Annotated in this window: 2 protein-coding genes; both read right to left on the bottom strand. The window is 63.6% G+C overall.

What is annotated here, in order from left to right; genetic code table 11:
• On the bottom strand, positions 1 to 626 hold a 626-nt coding region (locus tag LI953_RS15325), incomplete at its 3' end, for a CoA transferase subunit B (protein ID WP_227076958.1).
• Positions 627 to 628: 2 nt separating this feature from the next.
• Entirely contained in the window at positions 629 to 1,339 is a 711-nt protein-coding gene (locus LI953_RS15320; RefSeq protein ID WP_227076957.1) for a CoA transferase subunit A, read from the bottom strand.

Below are 1,339 nucleotides of genomic sequence, written 5' to 3'. Positions count from 1 at the left end.
AAATCCGCCTGGGTGAGGGCGCGGATTTGGTCGATGGTGACGTCCGGCGCGTGTTCGACGAGCACGAGGCCGGGGGAACTATCCTTGACCACGTCGAACACGGCGAGGTCGGTGATGATCTTGGAGACCACGCCCTTGCCGGTGAGCGGCAGGTTGCATTGCTTCAGGATCTTCGGCTCGCCCTTGGCGGTGTGCTCCATCAGCACCACCACGCGCGTCACGCCGGCCACCAGGTCCATGGCGCCGCCCATGCCCTTGACCATCTTGCCCGGCACCATCCAGTTGGCGAGGTCGCCATTCTCGGCCACTTGCAGCGCGCCCAGGATCGACATGTCGATATGCCCGCCGCGGATCATCGCGAAGGAATCGGCCGAGGAGAAGAAGCTGGTGGTCGGCAGCTCGGTCACCGTCTGCTTGCCGGCGTTGATCAGGTCGGCATCCTCCTCGCCCTCATACGGGAACGGGCCCATGCCGAGCATGCCGTTTTCGGATTGCAGCTGGATCGTCATCCCGGCCGGGATGTGGTTGGCCACCAGCGTCGGGATGCCGATGCCGAGATTGACGTAGAAACCATCCTGCAGCTCGGCCGCCGCCTTGGCGGCCATCTGGTCGCGGGTCCAGGGCATGATTACGCCTCCCTCTTGCGCACGGTGCGCTGCTCGATGCGTTTCACCGGATTATCCAGCTTGACGATGCGTTTGACGAAAATGCCCGGCGTGTGGATGTGGTCGGGGTCGATCTCACCCGGCTGCACCAGATGCTCGATTTCGGCCACCGTGACCTTGGCGGCGGTCGCCATCATCGGGTTAAAATTGCGCGCGGTCTTGCGGTAGACAAGGTTGCCCTCGGTGTCGCCCTTATAGGCGTGCACGATGGCGAGATCGGCGAACAGCCCGCGCTCCATCACGTAATGGCGGCCGTCGAATTCGCGGGTTTCCTTGCCCTCGGCGATTTGCGTGCCATAGCCGGTGGCGGTGAAGAAGGCCGGGATGCCCGCCCCACCGGCGCGGATGCGCTCGGCCAGCGTGCCCTGCGGGTTGAACTCGATCTCCAGCTCGCCGGAGAGGTATTGCTTGGCGAAGGTGGCGTTCTCGCCGACATAGGAGGAGATCATCTTCTTGATCTGCCGGGTTTCCAGCAGCGTGCCGAGGCCGACGCCGTCGATACCCGCATTGTTGGAGATCACCGTCAGCCCTTCGACGCCCGACTCCTTGATCGCCGCGATCAAGCTCTCGGGGATCCCGCATAGGCCAAAACCGCCCGCCATGATCGTCATGCCGTCACGCAACAGCCCAGACAGGGCCGTGACGGCATCAGGATATACTTTGCTTACGGCCAT

It is taken from the genome of Acidocella sp. KAb 2-4 (assembly GCF_020567705.1).
Classification (GTDB): Bacteria; Pseudomonadota; Alphaproteobacteria; order Acetobacterales; family Acetobacteraceae; genus Acidocella.
This window is presented reverse-complemented; position numbering and strand designations above follow the sequence as displayed.